At 61.8% G+C, this 20818-nt stretch carries 26 protein-coding genes; 15 read left to right on the top strand and 11 right to left on the bottom strand.

Features of this window, described 5'->3' with window-relative positions:
• The first annotated feature begins 33 nt into the window (after positions 1 to 33).
• From uvrB to AC1DZ8_RS12400, 4 genes are all read left to right on the top strand, one after another.
• Positions 34 to 3213 carry an excinuclease ABC subunit UvrB gene (uvrB, locus tag AC1DZ8_RS12415; RefSeq protein ID WP_477303034.1) on the top strand — a complete coding sequence of 1060 codons (3180 nt, stop codon included), beginning with the start codon at positions 34 to 36 and terminating at the stop codon, positions 3211 to 3213.
• 449 nt (positions 3214 to 3662) lie between these two features.
• The gene (locus tag AC1DZ8_RS12410) at positions 3663 to 5189 is read left to right on the top strand and encodes an ABC-F family ATP-binding cassette domain-containing protein (protein WP_477303036.1); all 1527 of its coding nucleotides are present in this window, start codon (positions 3663 to 3665) and stop codon (positions 5187 to 5189) included.
• Between the two features lie 135 nt (positions 5190 to 5324).
• A complete protein-coding gene (locus AC1DZ8_RS12405) occupies positions 5325 to 5711 on the top strand; it encodes a nuclear transport factor 2 family protein (RefSeq protein WP_477303039.1) in 387 nt (128 codons plus the stop codon).
• A gap of 92 nt (positions 5712 to 5803) precedes the next feature.
• Entirely contained in the window at positions 5804 to 5977 is a 174-nt protein-coding gene (locus tag AC1DZ8_RS12400) for a hypothetical protein (RefSeq protein ID WP_477303042.1), read from the top strand.
• A gap of 49 nt (positions 5978 to 6026) precedes the next feature.
• Here the strand turns inward: AC1DZ8_RS12400 and AC1DZ8_RS12395 are convergent, their stop codons facing one another.
• Positions 6027 to 6641: a glutathione S-transferase gene (locus AC1DZ8_RS12395; protein WP_477303044.1), complete on the bottom strand. Its 615-nt coding sequence runs from the start codon at positions 6639 to 6641 to the stop codon at positions 6027 to 6029.
• 200 nt (positions 6642 to 6841) lie between these two features.
• Between AC1DZ8_RS12395 and AC1DZ8_RS12390 the strand changes: the two genes are divergently transcribed.
• Both AC1DZ8_RS12390 and AC1DZ8_RS12385 read left to right on the top strand, forming a co-directional pair.
• A complete protein-coding gene (locus tag AC1DZ8_RS12390; protein WP_477285185.1) occupies positions 6842 to 7270 on the top strand; it encodes a VOC family protein in 429 nt (142 codons plus the stop codon).
• A 184-nt stretch (positions 7271 to 7454) separates the two neighbouring features.
• A complete protein-coding gene (locus AC1DZ8_RS12385; RefSeq protein WP_477303048.1) occupies positions 7455 to 7808 on the top strand; it encodes a DUF1428 domain-containing protein in 354 nt (117 codons plus the stop codon).
• 16 nt (positions 7809 to 7824) lie between these two features.
• On the opposite strand, the gene AC1DZ8_RS12380 is transcribed toward AC1DZ8_RS12385, so the two are convergent.
• From AC1DZ8_RS12380 to AC1DZ8_RS12370, 3 genes are all read right to left on the bottom strand, one after another.
• Positions 7825 to 8766 (bottom strand): IS110 family transposase, encoded by a 942-nt coding sequence (locus AC1DZ8_RS12380; RefSeq protein WP_477303050.1) that lies wholly within the window; start codon positions 8764 to 8766, stop codon positions 7825 to 7827.
• Positions 8767 to 9189: 423 nt separating this feature from the next.
• Positions 9190 to 10824: a tetratricopeptide repeat-containing sulfotransferase family protein gene (locus AC1DZ8_RS12375; RefSeq protein WP_477400946.1), complete on the bottom strand. Its 1635-nt coding sequence runs from the start codon at positions 10822 to 10824 to the stop codon at positions 9190 to 9192.
• A 245-nt stretch (positions 10825 to 11069) separates the two neighbouring features.
• Entirely contained in the window at positions 11070 to 11252 is a 183-nt protein-coding gene (locus AC1DZ8_RS12370; protein ID WP_477400944.1) for a hypothetical protein, read from the bottom strand.
• Between the two features lie 329 nt (positions 11253 to 11581).
• Here AC1DZ8_RS12370 and AC1DZ8_RS12365 point away from each other — a divergent pair, with 329 nt between their 5' ends.
• The 4 genes from AC1DZ8_RS12365 to AC1DZ8_RS12350 all read left to right on the top strand — a co-directional run bounded on the left by AC1DZ8_RS12365 (position 11582) and on the right by AC1DZ8_RS12350 (position 12689).
• Positions 11582 to 11851 (top strand): hypothetical protein, encoded by a 270-nt coding sequence (locus AC1DZ8_RS12365; protein ID WP_477303056.1) that lies wholly within the window; start codon positions 11582 to 11584, stop codon positions 11849 to 11851.
• Complete coding sequence (locus AC1DZ8_RS12360; RefSeq protein WP_477303058.1) at positions 11848 to 12114, top strand: hypothetical protein; 267 nt, start codon at positions 11848 to 11850, stop codon at positions 12112 to 12114. Before AC1DZ8_RS12365 ends, AC1DZ8_RS12360 begins: the two co-directional genes overlap by 4 nt.
• A 37-nt stretch (positions 12115 to 12151) precedes the next feature.
• Entirely contained in the window at positions 12152 to 12289 is a 138-nt protein-coding gene (locus AC1DZ8_RS12355; RefSeq protein WP_477303060.1) for a hypothetical protein, read from the top strand.
• Positions 12290 to 12470: 181 nt separating this feature from the next.
• Entirely contained in the window at positions 12471 to 12689 is a 219-nt protein-coding gene (locus AC1DZ8_RS12350) for a hypothetical protein (protein ID WP_477303062.1), read from the top strand.
• Positions 12690 to 12718: 29 nt separating this feature from the next.
• Here AC1DZ8_RS12350 and AC1DZ8_RS12345 read toward each other — a convergent pair whose 3' ends face one another.
• Positions 12719 to 13126 carry a Kazal-type serine protease inhibitor domain-containing protein gene (locus AC1DZ8_RS12345; RefSeq protein ID WP_477303064.1) on the bottom strand — a complete coding sequence of 136 codons (408 nt, stop codon included), beginning with the start codon at positions 13124 to 13126 and terminating at the stop codon, positions 12719 to 12721.
• A 486-nt stretch (positions 13127 to 13612) separates the two neighbouring features.
• Between AC1DZ8_RS12345 and AC1DZ8_RS12340 the strand changes: the two genes are divergently transcribed.
• The 3 genes from AC1DZ8_RS12340 to AC1DZ8_RS12330 all read left to right on the top strand — a co-directional run bounded on the left by AC1DZ8_RS12340 (position 13613) and on the right by AC1DZ8_RS12330 (position 15004).
• Entirely contained in the window at positions 13613 to 13825 is a 213-nt protein-coding gene (locus tag AC1DZ8_RS12340; protein WP_006202520.1) for a cold-shock protein, read from the top strand.
• Between the two features lie 352 nt (positions 13826 to 14177).
• Positions 14178 to 14390 (top strand): cold-shock protein, encoded by a 213-nt coding sequence (locus AC1DZ8_RS12335; RefSeq protein ID WP_112561038.1) that lies wholly within the window; start codon positions 14178 to 14180, stop codon positions 14388 to 14390.
• Between the two features lie 197 nt (positions 14391 to 14587).
• The gene (locus AC1DZ8_RS12330; protein WP_477303066.1) at positions 14588 to 15004 is read left to right on the top strand and encodes a BA14K family protein; all 417 of its coding nucleotides are present in this window, start codon (positions 14588 to 14590) and stop codon (positions 15002 to 15004) included.
• A 69-nt stretch (positions 15005 to 15073) separates the two neighbouring features.
• Here AC1DZ8_RS12330 and AC1DZ8_RS12325 read toward each other — a convergent pair whose 3' ends face one another.
• From AC1DZ8_RS12325 to AC1DZ8_RS12315, 3 genes are all read right to left on the bottom strand, one after another.
• On the bottom strand, positions 15074 to 15712 hold the full coding sequence (locus tag AC1DZ8_RS12325) for an MBL fold metallo-hydrolase (protein WP_477303068.1): 639 nt from the start codon (positions 15710 to 15712) through the stop codon (positions 15074 to 15076).
• Between the two features lie 141 nt (positions 15713 to 15853).
• Positions 15854 to 16162 carry a hypothetical protein gene (locus AC1DZ8_RS12320; RefSeq protein WP_477303070.1) on the bottom strand — a complete coding sequence of 103 codons (309 nt, stop codon included), beginning with the start codon at positions 16160 to 16162 and terminating at the stop codon, positions 15854 to 15856.
• 145 nt (positions 16163 to 16307) lie between these two features.
• Entirely contained in the window at positions 16308 to 17201 is an 894-nt protein-coding gene (locus AC1DZ8_RS12315) for a branched-chain amino acid aminotransferase (RefSeq protein ID WP_112561042.1), read from the bottom strand.
• 251 nt (positions 17202 to 17452) lie between these two features.
• On the opposite strand from AC1DZ8_RS12315, the gene AC1DZ8_RS12310 reads away from it, so the two are divergent.
• Both AC1DZ8_RS12310 and AC1DZ8_RS12305 read left to right on the top strand, forming a co-directional pair.
• Complete coding sequence (locus tag AC1DZ8_RS12310; RefSeq protein ID WP_112561176.1) at positions 17453 to 17986, top strand: MarR family winged helix-turn-helix transcriptional regulator; 534 nt, start codon at positions 17453 to 17455, stop codon at positions 17984 to 17986.
• Positions 17973 to 18692 carry a response regulator gene (locus AC1DZ8_RS12305; protein ID WP_023744302.1) on the top strand — a complete coding sequence of 240 codons (720 nt, stop codon included), beginning with the start codon at positions 17973 to 17975 and terminating at the stop codon, positions 18690 to 18692. The genes AC1DZ8_RS12310 and AC1DZ8_RS12305 overlap by 14 nt, the downstream gene beginning before the upstream one ends.
• Before the next feature lie 18 nt (positions 18693 to 18710).
• On the opposite strand, the gene AC1DZ8_RS12300 is transcribed toward AC1DZ8_RS12305, so the two are convergent.
• From AC1DZ8_RS12300 to AC1DZ8_RS12290, 3 genes are read right to left on the bottom strand one after another with little or no spacing between them, the layout of a single operon-like run.
• A complete protein-coding gene (locus AC1DZ8_RS12300; RefSeq protein WP_477303072.1) occupies positions 18711 to 19241 on the bottom strand; it encodes a prepilin peptidase in 531 nt (176 codons plus the stop codon).
• A gap of 9 nt (positions 19242 to 19250) precedes the next feature.
• On the bottom strand, positions 19251 to 19805 hold the full coding sequence (locus AC1DZ8_RS12295) for a tetratricopeptide repeat protein (RefSeq protein WP_477303074.1): 555 nt from the start codon (positions 19803 to 19805) through the stop codon (positions 19251 to 19253).
• 53 nt (positions 19806 to 19858) lie between these two features.
• Entirely contained in the window at positions 19859 to 20809 is a 951-nt protein-coding gene (locus tag AC1DZ8_RS12290; protein WP_477303076.1) for a type II secretion system F family protein, read from the bottom strand.
• Positions 20810 to 20818: the final 9 nt, after the last annotated feature.

Below are 20818 nucleotides of genomic sequence, written 5' to 3'. Positions count from 1 at the left end.
TCCATTTTAGCGGACTCTGCCCATATTCGGGGCATGGCCAAACTCCCTGACAAAAAGACGCCCTCAACGGCGGGTGATAACAGCGCTTCGCCGCCCAAGCGGCGCAGTCCGCTGACCGATTTCCTCGATGCCTCGGAGCCCCTGCACAAGGGTGGCTTTGCCGAGGCGCCGCAGGCCGACTTCACCGGCACGCCGCTGACCGGCTCGATTGCCGACTGGGCCGAGCAGATCGAGCAGCAAGCCGAGAAGGAAGGGCGTCTCGCCGGCAAGGGCGACGGCGGCAAATCGCCGAAAGCAGCGAAAAAGATCCCGGAGCGTTCCGCCGCGCCCGGCCGCAGCTCACGCGGCACCTCGATGGGCGGCGCGGCCACGGCCCGCGAACGCACCGCCGCCGGCCTCAATCCGGTCGCCGGCCTGGACATCTCGCTGGAAGACGCCGAGACGATGGCCTCCGGAAGCGTCACCGCGACCGTCGCAGCGCTGTCGGCGCTGATCGAATCCGGCAATCCGCTGCACAAGGACGGCGTGCTGTGGACGCCGCACCGCCCTGCCCGGCCGGAAAAATCCGAAGGCGGCATTGCCATCAAGATGGTGTCGGACTTCGAGCCGGCCGGCGACCAGCCGACCGCCATCAAGGACCTTGTCGAGGGGGTCGACAACAATGACCGCACCCAGGTGCTGCTCGGCGTCACCGGTTCCGGCAAGACTTTCACCATGGCCAAGGTGATCGAGGAGACGCAGCGCCCCGCTCTGATCCTGGCGCCCAACAAGACGCTGGCCGCGCAGCTCTATTCCGAGTTCAAGAAATTCTTCCCCGACAACGCGGTCGAGTATTTCGTCTCCTACTACGACTACTACCAGCCGGAGGCCTACGTCCCGCGCACCGACACCTTCATCGAGAAGGAATCCTCGATCAACGAACAGATCGACCGCATGCGCCATTCGGCGACGCGCTCGCTGCTCGAGCGCGACGACGTCATCATCGTTGCCTCGGTGTCCTGCATCTACGGTATCGGTTCGGTCGAGACCTATACGGCGATGACCTTCCAGATGCAGATCGGCGACCGGCTCGACCAGCGCGCTCTGCTCGCCGACCTCGTCGCCCAGCAATACAAGCGCCAGGACATCAATTTCGTCCGCGGCTCGTTTCGCGTCCGCGGCGACACGATCGAGATCTTCCCGGCCCACCTTGAGGACCGCGCCTGGCGCATCTCGATGTTCGGCGACGAGATCGAGGCGATCACCGAATTCGACCCGCTCACCGGCCAGAAGACCGGCGAACTGAAAAGCGTCAAGATCTACGCCAATTCGCACTATGTGACACCGCGCCCGACCTTGAATCAAGCCATCAAGTCGATCAAGGAAGAGCTCAAGCAGCGCCTGCAAGAGCTTGAAAAGGCTGGGCGTCTGCTGGAGGCGCAAAGGCTTGAGCAGCGTACCCGCTTCGACCTGGAGATGCTGGAAGCCACCGGCTCCTGCGCCGGCATCGAGAACTATTCGCGCTACCTCACCGGCCGCCAACCGGGCGATCCACCGCCGACCTTGTTCGAATACATTCCGGACAATGCGCTGGTCTTCGTCGACGAAAGCCACGTCACCGTGCCGCAGATCGGCGGCATGTATCGCGGCGACTTTCGTCGCAAGGCGACGCTTGCCGAGTATGGGTTCCGCTTGCCGTCCTGCATGGACAACCGGCCGCTGCGTTTCGAGGAATGGGACGCGATGCGTCCGCTTTCAGTCGCGGTTTCCGCTACGCCCGGCGGCTGGGAGATGGAACAGTCCGGCGGCGTCTTTGCCGAGCAGGTCATCCGCCCGACTGGCCTGATCGACCCACCAGTTGAGGTGCGTCCGGCCAAGAGCCAGGTCGACGATGTCGTCGGCGAGATCCGCGACACCACGGCCGCCGGCTACCGCACGCTGGTCACCGTTTTGACCAAGCGCATGGCCGAGGACCTGACCGAATATCTGCATGAGCAGGGCATTCGCGTCCGCTACATGCACTCCGACATCGACACGCTGGAGCGCATCGAGATCCTTAGGGATTTGCGCCTCGGCGCCTTCGACGTGCTGGTCGGCATCAACCTGTTGCGCGAAGGCCTCGACATTCCCGAATGCGGTTTCGTCGCCATCCTCGATGCCGACAAGGAAGGCTTCCTGCGTTCCGAAACGTCGCTGATCCAGACCATCGGACGCGCCGCCCGTAACGTCGACGGCAAGGTCATCCTCTATGCCGACCAGATCACCGGCTCGATGGAGCGGGCGATGGCCGAGACCAACCGCCGCCGCGAAAAGCAGATGGAGTGGAACGCCGCCAACGGCATTACGCCGGAATCGGTGAAGTCGCGCATCTCCGACATTCTGGATTCGGTCTACGAGAAGGACCACGTCCGTGCCGACATCTCGCAGTTCACCGACAGCGCCGGCGCCATGATGGGCAACAATCTCAAGGCCCATCTCGACGCGATGGAAAAACAGATGCGCGACGCGGCCGCCAATCTCGACTTCGAGAAGGCCGCCCGCATCCGCGACGAAATCAAGCGGCTGCGTGAGATGGAACTGTCGATCTCGGAAGATCCACTGGCCAAATATGCCGACATGGAAAGCCCGGTTTCGGGCCGCGAGAAGGGCAAGCACAACAAGGGCGTTGCCAAGCATCGTACCGCAGAGGAACAGGAGCGTTTCCGCAAGTTCGACGAGGCGCGTGCCGCCGAAGAAGCGGCCAGGGCTGCCCGGTCCAACCTCTTCCGCAAGCCGGCACTCGACGAAATGGGCGCCGATAGCGCTGTGCCGGTGAAGAAGCCGCTGTTTGCAAAACCGTCGCTGGACGATATGGGGCCTGGCACCGACATGCCGACGCCTTCAGGCGCGATGTCGCGTTCGCTGTTCAAGAAACAGTCGGCACAGGAAGCGCACGGCTCCGACTTCGGCATTCCGGGCGACACCACCAAGCCGCTGTTCAAGAAGAACTCGCTCGATGAGATGACCGTGCGGCGGACGGAAAAGCCGGTAGAAGGAAAAGTGCCGGCCAAGCCGCAGCCAATCTCCCCCCAAGTGGGGGAGATGTCCGGCAGGACAGAGGGGGGCGCGAAGGATCGCGACGATTCCCCTAAACCATTCGTCCGCCAGCGCGCCGGCATCGGCTCGTACGAAGACCCAGGCGACGCGCGTCGTGAAAAGCGGCGGCCCGGCAAGACTGGGCGGCCGGGGAAGTAGCGCCTTCCCTTCTCCCCTTGTGGGAGAAGGTGGATCGGCGCGCAGCGCCGAGACGGATGAGGGGTGTTCCAGCGGAGTGAGACGACGGCGTTCCCTGGAACACCCCTCATCCGTCGCCTTCGGCGACACCTTCTCCCACAAGGGGAGAAGGCAAGCACTCCACCGTCGACGCTCCCCTTGCCTCCACCCCCGCCTTTGGTGTAATCGCTCCCGAACACTCAACGTCTTGTCTTGAAAGGAGGGCTGCGTGTTTATCGATCACCATCGTCAGCGTGGCCCGATTTCTGCCCTGCGAGCTCGCTTGCAGGGCTGACCAGGGACATCACGGGTTTTTCCCGCTTCGATTTTTTGGTCTGCCCTTCGTGGTACGCAAAGCTGAGCCTGATGGCCGGCACGCGCACCGTCAAAGTGCACCCGGAGTTGTCTCCGGCTAGACCAGAGAAATCATAATGGCCCTGATCAGCCTCAAATCCCTCGGCGTCACCATGAGTGTGCCGCTGTTTGCCAACCTCGACCTCACCATCGGCACCGGCGACCGGCTCGGCATCGTCGCCGCCAATGGCCGCGGCAAGTCGACCTTGCTGAAGTGCCTGACCGGCGCGATGGAACCGACCTCCGGCGACATCACCCGCACGCGCGGCCTGCGCGTCGGTCATGTCGAACAATCGGTTGCCCCTGCCCTTCTCGGCCGCACGTTCCATCAGGTGGTGGCCGACGCTCTACCGCCCGAGCAGGTCGACAGCGAGTTGTGGCGGGTCGACGTGGTGCTGGATTCGCTCGAAGTGCCGGAGCCGATGCGCGAACGCCCGATGCAGGCGCTGAGTGGCGGCTGGCAAAGGCTGGCGCTGATTGCCCGCGTCTGGGTCACCGACCCCGATGTGCTTTTGCTCGACGAGCCGACCAACCATCTCGACCTCGCCAAGATCAGCCAGTTGGAGACATGGCTGAACGCGCTGCCGCGCGAGGTGCCGGTGGTGATCGCCAGCCATGACCGCGCCTTCCTCGACGCCGCCACCAACCGCACGCTGTTCCTGCGGCCGGAGGAATCGCCGGTGTTTGCGCTGCCCTATTCGCGGGCTAGGCAGGCGCTGGACGAGCTGGACGCTTCGACGGCGCGCAGGTTCGAGCGCGACATGAAGGTGGCCCAGCAGCTGCGCAAGCAGGCCGCCAAGCTCAACAACATCGGCATCAATTCCGGCAGCGACCTTCTGACGGTGAAGACCAAGCAGCTCAGGGAACGGGCGGAGAAGCTGGAAGACGCGGCGGTATCGGCGCATCGCGAGAAATCGGCCGGCGCAATCCGACTTGCCAACCGCGGCACCCACGCCAAGGTGCTGATCACGCTCGACGACGCGGCGGTGGAAACGCCCGACGGCACGCTGCTGTTCAAGACCGGCAAGCGCCACATCTGCCAGGGCGACCGCATCGTGCTGCTCGGCCGCAATGGCGTCGGCAAGTCGCGTTTCGTCAATCTGATCCGCAACGCCATTGCCGAGCCGGACACGGTGTCCAACGTGAAGGTGACGCCGTCGACGGTGCTCGGTTACAGCGACCAGGCGCTGGCAGGGATCAGCGGCGACGACACGCCACTGGCCATGGTTTCGCGCCGCTACGATGTCGGCGAGCAGCGCGCCCGTTCGCTGCTTGCCGGCGCCGGCGTGGTCATCGAGATGCAGGAGAAAAAGATCGGCGTGCTGTCCGGTGGCCAGAAGGCGCGGTTGATGATGCTGGCGCTCAGGCTCGCCAACCCCAACTTCTACCTGCTGGACGAGCCGACCAACCATCTCGATATCGACGGCCAGGAAGCGCTGGAGGAGGAGTTGCCGAAGCATCAGGCAAGCTGTGTGCTCGCCTCGCACGACCGCTCCTTCATCCGCGCCATCGGCAACCGATTCTGGCTGATCGACAAACGGCGGCTGACCGAAGTCGAGGACCCCGAGGATTTCTTCCGCTCGGTCGCCGGGACACACGATTGAGTGGTGACTACACAGGCCGGGCCGGCACATGGAAGTACTGCCGGCCCGTCAAAAGTATTGGCGACATAACCATACTTCCCCATTAGCAGGAAAAGGCGCACTCTGAAGCTTCCGCAACCGAGGGAGGAAACGGTCATGGGTGGGGTGGACGTCGTCAAGAGCCTTTATGAGGCATATGCAAAACGCGACATCAAAGGTGCGCTGGACCACTGCTCCGACGATGTCGTCTTCCGCTGGGTCGCCGAACCGGAATCCCCGTTTATCAGGGCCGGCAGCGGCAAGCAGGAGTTCCTCGCCCGCCTGATGTCGCTGGACAATGACTTCGAATACCGGAGCTTCCGTCCGGTTGACTTCATCCATAGCGGCGACAGGATTGCTGCGCAGGTCGAAATCCATCTGACGCGCAGAACCAACGGCCAGGAGCTTGTCATGCGTACCGCTGATTTCTGGACGGTACGCGACGGCAAGATCATCGAGATGGTGGAGTACTACGACACCGCTCTTGCTGCGTCGGTGCTCTAAAATAATTTCAGCGCGCTGTCGGATCGCCTGAACCTGCTGCGTCCTTGGGATGCCGACACAGTGATGCCGGCTTCATCTGAGGAGAAAGCATCATGTCCATATTGTCATCCATAGGCCGCGTCGCCACCCGTTACGCACAGAACCGCGCCCGCCATCGCAGCGAGCGCGAGCTGCTGTCCCTGCCGATCGAACTGCGCAAGGATATCGGCTGGCCGGAAATCGTCATCGACGCGCAAAACGGCCCGCGGATCTGCAGGGCGCCCTGATCATGCGGTCGGGAAATATCGATGCAGGGCGCCACGAGGCGACCGTTGCTCAGTCATGCGTATCGCCCGAAAGCGGCGTCGCCTGCATCGATCCGCGCTTTTCGAACGCCTCGAACCAGCGCGTCAGCCGCACCCGCGCGCGAAACGACGGAAGCCGGCGGAACGCCATCCAGGACAATGTGGTGGCAAGCGCTATATGGCCGACATGGAGCGGCGCCTCATCGTCCAGCGTGCTGTCGATCCAGTCGTAGCTCGCCTCGATTTTTTCGCGGTAGCCTTCGGCAAGGGCGCCGTAGCGCAATTGTTCGGGTCTTCTTTCCGTCTCCCAGCGCAAGGCGATGCCCGCCTGCGCCAGGCCTTGGGCGACCGCCTGTAGCCGCAACGCCTGCCAGCGCGCCTCGCCGTCTGGCGGCAGCAATTTGCGGCCGTCATGCAGCGTGTCGAGATAGGCGCAGATGACATCGGAATCGAAGAGCGGCGACGCATCCGGCCTCAGCAGCACCGGCACCTTGCCGAGCGGGTTTTCGGAATAGACGCGCGTATTGCGCAAAGTCGGGCTGGTCTCGTGATGAATGACCTCGAGCCGATCGGCAAGGCCGACCTCATGGGCAAAGACCAGTGCCTTGCGCGCGAAGGGCGAGTGGGTCTGGTAGTAGAGGATCATTGTCGTCTCAGGCGGTTGAAGAAGCAGCCGCATTTCTATCCCGCGGGCTGCGAGAATTGCGCTCTGATTGGGCGCTCACAACGCAAGTTCATTTCGCGCCAAAAAAATCCATGGCCCATGTAGGATTGCCGCTGCCTCATTCGTCCTAGGGTTCGCAAGGCCAGACCAAAGCCAAGACCGAACGCAAAGAGGAGCAAGACATGACCGACCAAACCCCCGTTCAGCCAGCCGCGAAAGTTCTCGGTGGATTGACCCCCTATCTGCAGCTGGACGGCGCCTTCAAGGCCGCCGAATTCTACAAGAAGGCCTTCGGCGCAGAGCAGGTGTTCTTCTATCCGCCGGATGACCAGGGCCGCACCATGCACATCCATCTCCACATCAACGGCTCGACGCTGATGATTTCCGATTTCTATCCCGAAAACGGCATGCCCGCCGTCAAGCCGCAGGGCTACACCATGCAGCTCCATCTCGGCGCCGACGAGATCGACGCCTGGTGGAAGCGCGCCGTCGATGCCGGCTGCGAAGTCGCCGTGCCGCTCCAGCTGATGTTCTGGGGCGACCAGTGGGGCAACATGCGCGACCCGTTCGGTGTGGAATGGGCGATGAACGCGCCGGCGAAGAAAGGCTGAGGCTCTCTACCTCTCCCCCTGTGGGAGAGGTCGGATTGCCCCGAATTGCTCTTCGCAATTCGGTTGGCAATCCGGGTGAGGGGTAACTTGGTGCCAAGCTGGAACACCCCTCAACCGTCTCGGCGCTGCGCGCCGATCCACCTTCTCCCACAAGGGGAGAAGGAAGAACAATGAGGAGAACCCCATGTCCTATGTCGATGGTTTCGTGCTCGCGGTGCCCAAGGCAAATCTCGATGACTACAAGAGACTGGCCAACCTCACAGGCCCCATATGGATGGAACACGGCGCGCTCGCCTATGTCGAATGCGTCGGCGACGATGTGCCTTATGGCGAGGTCACTTCGTTTCCGCGTGCCGTTCAGGCCAAGGACGACGAGATCGTCGTCTTCGCCTGGGTGGTCTATGAATCCAGGGAAAGCCGCGACACGGTGATGCCCAAGGTGATGGCGGACCCGCGCTTGACACCCGATTGGGGGCCCATGCCGTTCGATATGAAGCGCATGATCTTCGGTGGCTTCCAGCCGTTCGTGGAACTTTGACGCAATCGCTTCGTCATCAACTCTTAGGAATCGAGGCATCTCTGAGCCTTGCGTTTAGGGTGACGACGATCTTTCGCATGACGGCAGCGATAGCCACCATTGGCTTTTTGCCGTTGGCGATGAGGCGTTTATAGAAGGCTGCGAACTCGCCCTTTCCGGCGGCGGCGCGCAAAGCGGGCATGAAGAGGGTGGTTCTGACGTCAGGACGCCCGCCACGGATTTTGCGATAGCCCCTCTTAAGGCCGCTATCATTGGGGTGCGGTGCGACGCCGGCAAGGGCTGCAGCCTTGCGGCGTGTCATGGAGCCCAGTTCAGGCAGGATTGCCAGGAGCTTGGCCGCCACGATCGGGCCAAGACTGTCCATGGCCATGCAGACGGCTGCTCGGTGCTTGAGGGTGCTGCTGTTGGCAATCAGCTCGCGGATCGCGGCATCGATAGCTTGGATCTGACGCTCGACGACTTTGATCACAGCCTCGAAGGAGGTCGCAAGACGGCGGCCGCCAGGCGCCTTGGCGCGGTTCTTCTCTGCGACTTTGATGGTGATGAGTTCCTGGCGGCGGCGGACCAATACGCGCAAGTCCATCTCATCAGGGGCGGGAGCCTGCCAAAGGTCCAGCTTTGCCCAGCGTTCGCAGCCGTAGCCGCTCAACATCCCGGCATCGATGGCGTCGCTCTTGCCGTGCGTGCCATAGGAGCGGATGAAGCTCTTGACCTTGAGCGTATCGGCGCGATGGCAGGCGATGCCGGCACGCAGACACTCTTCGAGCAGCAGGCCCTCATGGCCGCCTGTTGGCTCGCACACGACAAGGTCTATGTGTTTATAGCCCTTCAGGAAGGTGCGGATCGCTCTGCGCTGATTGGCGATGGTGCGGGTTGAGGTGCCGTCAGAAACGGTGATGGTGTCCTTGGCGATGTCGAAGCCGAGGCACAGCTGCGGTTGTTGATGCAAGAAGGCCATGCTGGTGGTATCCTTGTCGGGCTTCGGATTGTTTGCGGGCGTGGCGCAAGCCAGCGGCCAATCAACTCTCCAAGCGATGGCGGACAAAGACGGCAGGGATCTTGATGACGTCGGGTGCTACCCGGTCCTATGGACGGTCGCCTGCCGCCGGGACTGCTGGCTGTGATGGGCCGCAGTCCCGGCCGCCAAACTACCCGATCCTTCTCAAACAATCCTATGGCGGAGCAAGGAGCGAAGCGACGCGGCGCAGACCATAGGATCCATGCCGCGATCTAAACGCGTTGCAACGGTGCAGATTCTGCTCCGCGGCATCCTTCATCGAGGTCACGGAATGGATCCCAGGGTCTCCGCGACGGAGCTGCGCTCCTGCTTCGCCCTAGGATGACGAAGCTGAGGGGCTTCGGCTAATCTGCTACCAGCGCGCTAGTCCAGCTTGTCCAGCAGCGGCTTCAACCTGTCACCATAGCGCTTCCAAAGATCGACCGACCCCTGATACATCGGCTGGCGCACCTGCGCGGCCGAGGCCGTGCGCACGGGACGATCGGTCTCATGGAACGACAGCACCTTGTCGTCCCAGGGCAGGCCGAGATGCGCGATCAGCGCCCGCGTCTGTCCCTCCTGGTCGGCGACGAAATCCTCGTAGCGCACGTCATGGACGACGCCGGGCAGAACGCTGCGCCAATGCGCCATGATGTCGGTGTAGAGATTGTGGAAGTCGGCGAGTTCGCCGAGATCATAGCCGTAGCGGTGACTGTCGCCGCGGAAGTGCACCTTGTAGATCGACAGGCACGTCGCCGCCGCATCGCGTGCGCAATGGATGATTTTGGCCTTCGGCAGCATCATGTGGATGAAGCCGATGAGCAGAAAGTTGCCGGGCATCTTGTCGGTGACATGCCTGTAGTCGGGATAGCGGGCATGCAGCACGTCGAGATAGGCTTGGCCCGCCTCGGCAAACTCCGTGTCGGATACATCAACCAATCCCCACGGGAACCCACCGGGCATGGTCGTCGGGAACTGCTTGCCGACCGCGGTCTTCAAAATGCTGAGCTCGCCCGCGCCATAGACCTGAGGATGGCTGGCGATGATCTGCTCGACCAGCGTGGTGCCCGAACGCGGCATGCCGACGACGAAGATCGGGGTGTCGTTGGGAATCGGGCTCGGCTTGTGCTTTTCGAAAAAGCCGGCGTCGAACACCGTCTTCATCGCCTCGAATTCGGCGCGCGTCCTCTCGGGGTCATAGTCGATGCCCCTGCGGCGGATGGCATTGCCTTCGGCGAAATAGTCGAAGGCCCTGCTGTAATCCTTCAAATCGTCATTGGCCTTGCCGAGGCCGAAGGAGAGTTGCATGCGCGCCAGGCTGTCGGCCGGCGCCTTGGCATGCTGTGCCTCCATGCCGGCGAGTTCGGCGTCGCGCTCCTTCTGGCGCTTGACCTGCGTCAGCATCAGCCAGGCCTTGGCCATGCCCGGCGTGATCGCCAGCGCCTGCCGGAACAGATCGGCCGCTTCGTCAAGCTTGCCTTTTTCCATCAGCCCGACGCCGAGCCCGTGCAACAGGTCGGCATCCTTGGGCCGGATGGTCAGCGCCTCGCGAAAGGTCGCCAGCGCCTCGTCCAGATGCCCGGCTTCCTGCAGCGTTTCGGCAAGCCCGATGCGCGCACGGACATGGAAGGGATTGCGTCCGACCGTGCCGCGATACATCGTTTCGGCCGCCTCGAACTGGCCGAGCTGTTTCAACGCGGAACCCAGATTATCGCGTGCCGCGAGTTGGTCGGGCTTCAGATCGACCGCACCCTGGAAAAAATCGGCGGCCGCTGCAACGCGACCGAGATCGCGCATCACCGTGCCGAGATTGTTGAGGAAATCGGGATTCTTCGGCTGCAGACGCACCGACTGCTCGATCAGTTCCAGCCCTTCGGCGCTGCGCCCCGTCTGGTGCAGCAGCAGGCCCAGGAAGTGCGCCGCCGCCGCGTGATTGGCCTTGCGCACCAGCACCTGCCGATAGAGCGTCTCGGCCTCCTGGCGGCGCCCGGCCTGATGCAGCTGCAACGCCTGCTGCACATACTGGTCGAGGCCCAGCGGCGGTTGTCCGCCAGCTCCAGCACCCGCCGCTCTTCTCTGATCTCTGTTGATGGGAAACCTGCCGTGTTTGTCCGCTAGCCGGACCTAAGGCATGGAAGAGACAGATTCAAGGGCAGATCGCGGCCGGGTGTCGCTTCGGTCAGGGCAACAACCGTGCGTAAAATCAAAGTGCTGCGGGGGTGTCCAGCGAGCGCGCAGCGCTACAGGTCATGACCAAGCCCCGGTCAAATCAGCCGGTTGCTTTCGGCAAGCTGGCGCTCCCGCCGCAGCGTCCCGTCGGTGTCGGCGACCTTGCGCCGTGCCGCTTCGTCGCTCCTTATCGTCAGGCGCACAGAGAGGGCTTTCGGGAACGCGACGATTGGCGCGATGGTTATGGCTGGGCCGTCCGGTGTTTTCATGAGTCTCATAGTTTTCGCCTTTTCAGGAAAAATAAAAGCGGGTGACGGGACAATTATTCCGGCGCGCCATCGATAAGGGATTTGTTGATATAATGACGTCATAGCAGTTTTATCCAAGATTTATATGCATTAAATTTTTAGGCTGGTCGAATCTAGCCAGAAATTATCTTGAACAAGCCGCTGTTTAAGGCTATGGATTGCAAGATCGTTTTTGGGCCAAGCTTGGCATATCGCGGCGTCAGAAGTTCTCGACCCGCCAAACTCATTCCAAATCGCCGATATCTGAATTGCCGGCACAGTGGCGTGCAGCGCGTCCAGGCGGAACCAGAGCCAAGCCAATGTCGGAGCGCACCACCCATTCCATCGCCCATTTCGCAGCACCCTTCGTGCTCGGCGGACTGGAAGGGCAACTGCCGGCCGGCGACTATGACATCGATCACGATGAACAACTGATCGAAGGCATGTCGCGGCTTGCGTGGCGTCGCGTCGCCACCTTCATCCATTTGCCGGCAAGGGCAGTGAAGAACCCGACCACCAGCCAGCTTGTCGCCATCGACTACCTCGAACTCGAAACAGCGCTGAGGCGCGACCAGGAGAACGCAGCATGATCCGCTTCCAGCAGAATGCGCGTCCGCGCACCGACACGCCCTCGCACCGCTTCGCCGTCGGCCAGACGGTCCGCATGAAGAGCCGCATCGGGATGCTCCAGAAGCCGGTGGAACTGTTTGAGATCAAGAGCAGGTTGCCGGTCAAGGACGGCTCGCCGCAATACCGCATCCGCAGCGAGCAGGAGACCTATGAGCGGGTGACCACGGAAGACAATCTCGAAGTGGCCGACGATCTGGTTGCTGCCAACAATCCGGCCATCTGACACTCCGCCCACCCAACACATCAAAGGAGCAGACAAGATGGCCAAGGGTCAGCAGCGCAGCAATCGCGAAACGCGCAAGCCCAAGAAAGACAAGGTGGTGGCCAAGGCCGCCTCCCCGTTCGGTTCCGCGGTCAAGCAGGCAGAGAACAGCCTGAAGCCGAAGTCCAAAAACTGACCAGCCCGGGGCGCCTCGTGCGCCCCTCCGTCGCCTTGGAGCAATTCCAGGAAAAGTGTGAGCGGTTTTCCGTCCGGAATTGCGAAAACCAAAGAGATAGAGCGGTTCGCCGTTTCCGTGAAACGGTGAAACGCTCTAGGTGACGGCACCAAGCGCGCAACGCTCTGCCACGGAGACTTGCTTGAACTTCTTCATCGAGTTCTACCGTTCGCGCGACGCCGACGAAGCCACGCTCGACAAAGTGTCGCTGGAAGCGCCCAACCTGCGCGCCGCCCTGCAGGGCGCCACCGCGCTGTTCCACAGCCTGGCCATGCCGCAGATCCCCGACCGTCTGCGCATCTGCGATGAGGACGGCGCCGAGCTCTACGCCGGCCCGGCCGACGGGGCGTATCCGTCGTAGGCAACCATTCCGATCTGATCCGCGAGTCTTCAGCAGGGCCCATCATCGACGACGCGATAGTCGGCGGCGCGAGCCTCGCAGGCATTGGGGAAGGTGCGCAGCTCGCCATGGCGGCGGGCGCAGACGGGCGCGTATTCGCGGGTGCAGAATGTCGGCTCTTCGCTGCCGCCACCGCCGCCGTCACGGCAAGGGCCGTCGCGCACGATGCGGTAGCCCTCGCGCTCCGCGAGACAGGCATTGGCGAAGGTCTGGCGATCGCCGCCGCGCCGCGCGCAGACCGGCTCATATTCCCTGGTGCAGAATTCCGGCTCCGGCCGTGGCGGGCGCGGACGCGGTCCCGGCCCGTCGTCGACGACGACAGTGCAGGCGGCAAGAAGACCCGACAGGAAGAGAATGGTAAAACCCTGGCGCGAGAAGATCGTCGCAAGAAATTTCATGAATATGTCTCCCTCGAGATCCCTCGTCCCGGCACAAAACGCGCCTGTCGATCCTCGCCATTCCCTTGCCAAATGCAACCCCTGTTTGCGGCGCCCCGGAGCCACGCAATGCTCTCGCCACACATCGCCCGATGCTGGACTATAGCAGCTGGACCATGCGTGGCCGGGCTCTGGCTGATGACCGCCAACGGGGCCGGGTTTATCGAAGCGCCTGCGTTGGGATGCGTCGATGGGCGCGGCCCGCGGCGCTATCTTGCAACTATCACGTTTCCGTGCGATAAATTTTGTGTTCGGGCATTTGCGACCCGGAGAGCGGAACGTTTTGGACGACCTTTCCCCGATACTGTGAATCTCTGACGGCCCCGTTTTCGGCGGGGGGTTTTACCATGCGCGAATGCAGGACTGCCGAAGCAACCACCGGGACTTGCCCACGATGCCAGGCGGCGGGCAAACCACAAGACTGACACGGGTGAAGGAGTTTCCCCAATGGCCCAGACCGGCACCGTTAAATTCTTCAACGCGACCAAAGGCTTCGGCTTCATCACGCCCGACGGCGGCGCCAAGGATGTGTTCGTCCACATTTCCGCGATCGAGGCATCGGGCCTGCGTACCCTCGTCGACGGCCAGAAGGTCACCTTCGACGTTGAACCCGATCGCATGGGCAAGGGCCCGAAGGCGGTCAATCTCCGCGCGGCCTGAACCGGCGGTGTCCGCGCGCCCGCCAGGGGGCGCGAAAAAGCACTTTAAACGTGCTTGAAGCGGCTTTGTCGGCCGTCCCAGAGTTTTCGAAGGCGCGACGTTTCCCGTCGCGCCTTTTTCATGTCCGTCGTCGCCGTGGCAAGGACGCTCGACCCGTTCATGGAATGGCTGATCGCCGGAGCGATCGTCTGACGAGAATTGCCTTCGCTGCAACGATCTATTTGAGCCCCCTTGATCGTTGCCGAGCTCGCCAAAACTTTCTCTTGCCGATGACGCTAAAATAAAGGACAAATTTCCCTTCGGGCATTTGCCGGCCCGAAAACTGGACTTATGGGATCAAAGGGAGCTTCCCATGCCGCAGACCGGCACCGTCAAATTCTTCAATCATGCCAAAGGCTTCGGCTTCATCACGCCGGACGACGGCCAGAAGGATGTCTTCGTCCACATTTCCGCCGTGCAGGCGTCGGGTCTTCCCGGTCTGGAGGATGGGCAGAAAGTGACATTCGACACCGAGCCGGACAAGCGCGGCAAGGGTCCGAAGGCCGTCAACCTGTCGGTCGGCTAAGCCGGCTCAAGACAGTCTGGACGGAGATTGATGGGGCGGAGCGCCTTCCGCACGCATGCGGATATTGCCGCATGACCTGAACCATGTCGGCAAATTCCGTTCAGCCCCCGTTCAGCCACGGTCTCCTATTAATCGTCGCCAAGGCCGGACCGCATCCCCGAAAAAAAACGACCCGGGCCGGCACGAAGGAGACCAAAATGAATCGCATTTTCAAGACCGCCATAATGGGCGCCGCTCTCGCCGCGACCACACTCGCCACTCTGCCGGCCGCCAATGCCGACGATTGGCGCCACCGCCATCGTCACCACAATGGCGACGCCATTGCCGCCGGTGTCGTTGGCCTCGCTGCCGGCGCCCTGATCGCCGGTGCGCTGAGCAATCCGCAGCCGCGCTATAACAGCAACTATGATTATGACGACGACTACGAGTATCGCGAAGTGCGCCCGGTTCGCCGTTACTATGCCCAGCCGCGGGTCGTTTATGCCGACCGCTATGCCGAGCCGTGGACCCGCGACTGGTACGAATACTGCTCGGACCGCTACCGGAGCTTCAATGCCCGCAGCGGCACGTTCACCGGCAATGACGGCGAGCAGCATTTCTGCACCGCTAACTGAAGCTTCCCTGCCCCAAACAAAAAGCGCTGGCCGCAAGGCCAGCGCTTTTTTGTTGGCGAAATGACATCGCTAGATAAGGAACGGATTGGTCCGCCTCTCCTCGCCAAAACGTCCGCCCGGGCCATGGCCGCAGATGAAGCCGATGTCGTCGCCGAGCGGCAAAAGCTTGTCCTTGATCGAGGCGATCAGCGTCGCATGGTCGCCGCCCGGCAGGTCGGTGCGTCCCACCGAGCCACGAAACAGCACATCGCCGACATGGGCAAACTTGGCCGCGCGGTTGTAATAGACGACATGGCCGGGCGCATGGCCGGGACAATGCAGCACCTCGAACACATGCGAACCGAACGACACCGTTTCGCCTTCGGCGAGGAACCGGTCGGGAACGCAGTTACGCACCCCGGCAATGCCGTAGAGCTGGCCCTGCTTTTCCAGATTGTCGAGCAGCGGCTTGTCAGCCCCGTGCGGGCCGATGATCTCGACGCCGAGTGCTTCCTTCAGCTCCATCGCGCCGCCGGCATGGTCGATATGGCCATGGGTGATCCAGATCGCGCCGGCCGAGATCGCATTGTCCTTCAGCACCGCCAGCACCTGGTCGATGTCGCCACCCGGGTCGACGACGACGCCATGCTTGTCATCCATGTCGAACAGGATGGTGCAGTTCTGCTGGAAGGGCGTGACCGGCACGATGCCGGCGTTGAGCTGACCCATGATTGTCCTTTCGCTGTGTCTGACGTGATGTAGAGGCACAGGCAGGCAACGTCCACAGCTCCGCGACAATCTTGACAGACCCGAAAACAGAAATGGGCGGCCCAACGGCCGCCCATTTGACGAAGCCCGAGATGTCGAGGCTTATTTCTTCATCGCGCCCATGACCGCACCGATGATGCCGGTCAGGATCGCGCCGCCGCCTGCGCCGCCGACGAGATTGTCTACGTTAAACGCGCTGCCCGCTGCCGTCGCGGCCGCTGCCGGGTCGACCGTGCCGCCGCCGAGCAGGCTGCCGAGGATCGCCGCGCCGCCGACGCCGCCAACGGCGCCGCCCAGGATTTTGGTCAACTGGCCCATCGCCGCATTCTTCAGCGCAACGCCGATTGCCTGACCACCGACAACACCCGCTATTACCTGCACAACGATCGCAATGAGCGTGTTCGTATCCATGTACCTAGTCCCTCCATAGCTGCCAGCCTCCCGGGCCGACACCATCATGAGACGCCGAATTAGACGAAAGTCAAATGCGTAAATGCTGAAATAAAAGGGGCGGCCCTAAAACCGCCCCTGCTTGCGAAAAAAGCTGTGATTTCCGTTATTCTGCGGCTATCGCATGCTTAGGCTGCACTGCGGCAGAATAGTCGTTCATCAAAGTCTTGGCGATCTCGCCGACCTCGAATCGGTAGGGGCCGATCTCCGAAACCGGCGTCACTTCCGCCGCCGTTCCGGTGAGGAAGCACTGTTCGAAGCCTTCGAGTTCCTCAGGCATGATGGCGCGCTCGATCACCTCAAGGCCGCGGTCCTTGGCGAGGCCAATGACGGTGCGGCGGGTGATGCCGTCAAGGAAGCAATCGGGCTTCGGCGTATGGATCTTGCCGTCCTTGACGAAGAAGATGTTGGCGCCGGTTGCTTCCGCCACCTGGCCGCGCCAGTCGAGCATCATGGCGTCGGCATAGCCCTTGGCTTCGGCGGCATGCTTGGACATGGTGCAGATCATGTAGAGGCCGGCGGCCTTCGACTTCGACGGCGCCGTGCGCGGGTCGGGACGGCGCCATTCCGCCAGATCGAGACGGATGCCCTTGAGCTTTTGCGCCGGATCGAAATAGCTCGGCCACTGCCAGATGGCGATGGCGCAGTTGATGCGGCTGTTCTGCGCCGACACGCCCATCTGTTCGCTGCCGCGCCAGGCGATCGGCCTGACATAGGCGTCCTGGAAGCCCTGCTTCTTCAGAAGCGTGGTCGAGGCGTCGTTGAGCTCGGCCACCGAATAAGGAATCTTGAAGCCGAGCAGGCGCGCCGATTCATGCAGGCGCTCGGTATGCTCGTTCAGCTTGAAAATCGCGCCGCCATAGGCGCGCTCGCCCTCGAAGACCGCGCTGGCATAGTGCAGGCCGTGGGTCAGCACGTGGATCTTGGCGTCGGCCCATTTGACGAACTCGCCGTTCATCCAGATGAAGCCTTCCAGCTGGTCGAAGGGAACGGATGCCATGGAAACCTCCCGCGGGCGGCGGCCCGCACATCATTGGTGTTGTTGTTTGTTTCGCGACAGCCGCATCAGGCGGCCGGATATCCTGAAGCGTAAGCGGATAATCGAACTCTGGCAAACTCAGGAAGTTCCGGAAAAACCGCGCTCCCTTGCCTTTTCGTTCGCAATCCGCCCAAAAGCTTGTCAAAAATTACCATTGCGGGGAAATTACGTCAATAGTACTGACATAATTTCCCTCTATGGACGGAGAAATGATGACGGATCGAAGCCCAGCTGCCGGAAAACCGATCAAGACGGCGATCACCGATGAGGACGGCATCGACTTCGCCATCATCGAACTGTTCTTCTTTGCCTACCGTGACTTCACCTCCGATCCCGACCAGATCCTGGCCGATTACGGTTTCGGCCGCGCCCACCACCGGGTGCTGCATTTCGTCAACCGCCGGCCGGGGCTGACGGTCGCCGAACTGCTCGATGTGCTCAAGATCACCAAGCAGAGCCTAGCGCGGGTGCTGAAGCAGCTGATCGACACCGACCATATCGTGCAGTTGCAAGGCCCGCGCGACCGCCGCCAGCGTGAACTCTACCCGACGGCCAAGGGCCGGGCCTTGGCGCTGGCTCTTGCACGGCCACAGTCACGCCGCATCCGTGCTGCATTGGAAGATTCCGGAGCCAGCGAGCGTCCCTTGATCGAAAGATTCCTGGAAGCCATGGTCAATCCGGAACTAAGGGCGCAGATCGACATTGTGCCTGCAAACATGTCAGGGAAAAGCCATGGAGACCATTGAGAGGGTGGACCAGCCGGCGGCGCCGGACGATGACGCGCCGCATCTGCTTGTGGTCGACGACGACACCCGCATCCGCAATTTGCTGAAGCAGTATCTGACCGAAAACGGTTTTCGCGTCACAGTCGCCGGCAATGCCGGCGAGGCCAGGCGCAAGCTCGCCGGGCTCGACTTCGACCTCCTCGTCCTCGACGTCATGATGCCCGGTGAAACCGGCGTCGACCTCACCAAGGCGCTGCGGGCGGAGAAGAACGTGCCGATCCTGATGCTGACGGCGCTGTCGGAGACCGACAGCCGCATCACCGGGCTTGAGGCCGGCGCCGATGACTATCTGCCCAAACCATTCGACCCGCGCGAGCTGATCCTGCGCATCAACAACATCCTGCGCCGCGGCGGCCCGGCGACCACCCCCAAGGTCGAGCAGCTGGTCTTCGGCCCCTACACCTTCCAGATCGCCAGGCGCGAGCTGAAGCGCGGTGGCGAGGCGCTGAAGCTGACTGACCGCGAGCAGGAGATCCTGGCGATCTTCGCCGCGCGCGCCGGCGAAACCATTCCGCGCCACGAACTGGTCGGCGATGATTCGGAAGTCGGCGAGCGCACCATCGACGTCCAGATCAACCGGCTGCGCCGCAAGATCGAGCGGGATCCGTCCAATCCGGTCTGGCTGCAGACGGTGCGCGGTATTGGCTATCGGCTCAGCGTGGAATAGCTGCACGCCGTTTGCACATCAGAGGAAAGTCTCAATACCGCCATAGCCCATCAGTCGGCTGACAATCTGGAACACGATCGTGCAGATCGCCGCAACCGAAATCGGCACGCCGAACGGCACAACGCCCTTGCGATCGAGATGTTCGGTGTAAAGGCGAAAGGCACCCGCGGGCAGCATGAACGGGTTCTTCACGATCAAAGCCGTAGCCAGGGCGAAAACAAGCAGCAGCAGGGAAAACAGGACGAGATCGGCTCCGCCGATCACGAACGGAATGACTGAAATTAGTTTGACATCGCCAGCGCCGACCTTGCGCAAAGCCCAGAACGGGAAGAGCGCAAGAAACAGCACGAGGCCGGCTAGCGCGCTCAGGCCCATGTCCCACCACGATCCCAAGAGAATCGACAGAAACTGCAGCGATCCCAGCCCGATGCACAAAAGCAGCAGCACATCACGATTGGAAATTTTCTGGGTCGTGAAGTCCAGCCATGCAATCCTCGCGAGAAGCGGGAGGGCGAGCGCCTTTAGCAGCAGCGACGCGGCAAGCAGCATGTTGGGGCTCTACCGCTCGATGTTCTGCACGCTGGACGACAGGAGCTTCAGATTGTTGGCCACGGTCGGATCGTTGGGCGCCAGTTCGTAGGCCTTGAGGAAATTCGCGCGTGCGTCCTGCAGCTTGCCTCGCAGCAGATAGGAATAGCCGACATTGTTGTAATACTCGGGCGACGCCCCCATCAGCTTGAAAGCCCGGGCGTAAGCCTTGTCGGCAAGGTCGAAGCGGCGGATGCGATCGCATGAGGCGGCCAGTCCCATCCATGCTCCACCATCGTTGGGAGCCAGTTGCGTCGCCTTGAAGAACAGGGCACCGGCGTTGCCGTAATTTTCCGCCCGGAACTGGTTCTTGGCCTCGGCGACGGCCTGGTCCGAAGCGTAATATTCGACGTCACCGACCGTCTTCAGTCCGTCGAACGCATCGCCGAAGGACGTGACATCACCTTTCGATGGTTCGTTGGTGCGAATGACACCATCGGTGCCGTCAGCCCCGTTCGTCTGGCAGCCAGCAAGCAGGACGGCCAGCAAACTGGCGGCGGTTGCAAGGCGCATTGGCCTTCTCATCTTCTCTCCCCCAGAGTCTCCGACTCTGTTTTGGAACCAAAGCATATACGACTTTAGAAGAAAACGCCCCTCATGCGAATGATCACAGGCAATAGGATGACCATGAGCACAACGGGAAAGACACAGAGTCCCAACGGGATCATCATTTTGACCGGCAAGGAATTGGCGCGCTCCTCGGCGCGAAAGATCCGCGCGCTTCGCATCTCGTCGCTATAAACCCGCAAAGCTTCGGTCAGGCTGGTGCCAAGTTCCTCCGACTGCCTGAAAAGCACAGCCAAAGTCCGTGCCTCATCAAGTCCCAGGCGGTCGGCGAGTTCACGCAGAGCATCCCGCATCGGCTTGCCGGCGCGCATTTGCAAATTCATGATCGAAAGCTGAATACCCAGCCATTTATGGGTGCCGGCCAGTTCTTGGCTGACACGCTCGACAGCCGCCTCCAAACTCATGCCGGCGTCGGCGCAGGTGATCATCATGTCCATGAAGTCGGGAAAGCCGCGTTGGTAAACCTGCTTTTGTCCCCTCTCGAAGCGGTCGAGCATAACGCTTGGAATCACCAGACAGGAGAGACCGAACAGAGCGGATCCGACGAAGGCTAGGAAACTCGGCAAGGTGGGCGGCAGGACCCGAGACAGAATCGCGTAGCAAGCCACGAAGCCAAGACACACCACGCCAAGTCGCGACAACGTATAGAGCAGCGGCGCACTGGCTTTATAGAAACCAGCACGGAAAAGCTTGGCTTCCAAAGCATTTGGCTCTCCGCGCGCTTTCTCGACAGAGCGGAAATAGGCGTCGATCGGACGCTGGGCAGCGATCCTCGCAAGCTTCTCCTGTCCCAGCAAAGACCGGCGGTCAGCGATGCCTTCGGCAATAAGGCTCTGGGTCACCAGTTTTCGCGTCTGCAGCGCCGGAAGAAAGATGAGCGCTCCAAAAAGGAACAGGGCCACTGCGGTCAGAAACACCGCAATGGAGATCAAAAAACTCAGGTCCTGCATGTTCGCGAACAAATCTGTGCT

The sequence above is a fragment of the Mesorhizobium sp. P2_F7 genome (assembly GCF_056403695.1).
Note: the sequence above shows the minus strand (reverse complement) of the source record. Positions and strands in the feature narration are given on the sequence as shown.